The 510-nt window shown below is 64.5% G+C and carries 1 protein-coding gene; it reads right to left on the bottom strand.

Annotation, left to right across the window (positions count from 1 at the left end; all coding sequences use genetic code 11):
• Window positions 1-343: transposase domain-containing protein (locus tag KGA66_RS29380; RefSeq protein ID WP_211472908.1), on the bottom strand; the 343-nt coding region annotated here is incomplete at its 3' end.
• Between the last annotated feature and the right edge of the window lie 167 nt (window positions 344-510).

Raw genomic sequence — 510 nt, 5'->3', positions numbered from 1 at the left:
CGACCTGCTCGAACACCTCCCGCACCGGTGCCTCACCCAGCCGGGCCCGGGCCTTGGCGATCCCTCCGGAGGTCGGGGTCTGATAATCCGTGTCCAGCCCGCCCAGCAGCGCAAGCGGCTCAGCCAGGCGGTCGAACACGCCCTCGTAGTCCTCATCGGCGAACAACGCCATCGCGATCGTGTAGTACAGCATCACCCGGGCCGGCAGCGCACCCCCGCCGCGCTTGTCCTGCCTACCATGCTCGGCGACGGCGTCCTCAACCACTTCCGGCGGGACCCAATGGGTCAGGACACCCAAAGAGATCAGATCGCACAGGCGCGCAGCGCCGGGGTTCGATGGCACCGCAGGATCCTACAACGCGAAGCCCAACGTCAGAACCTTGACCCTGGCTATTCGTGACGTAGTTCGTAATGCAGCCCGCTGAGATGCGAAAGGTGCGCCCGGCCTGCAAGGATGTGATTGCCTAGATCATGTCCATACAGGGAACGGGTGCACCTTTCTGGTGTCCA

Origin of the sequence: Actinocrinis puniceicyclus (genome assembly GCF_018283645.1) — a bacterium.
Taxonomy (GTDB): Bacteria; Actinomycetota; Actinomycetes; order Streptomycetales; family Catenulisporaceae; genus Actinocrinis; species Actinocrinis puniceicyclus.
Note: the sequence above shows the minus strand (reverse complement) of the source record. Positions and strands in the feature narration are given on the sequence as shown.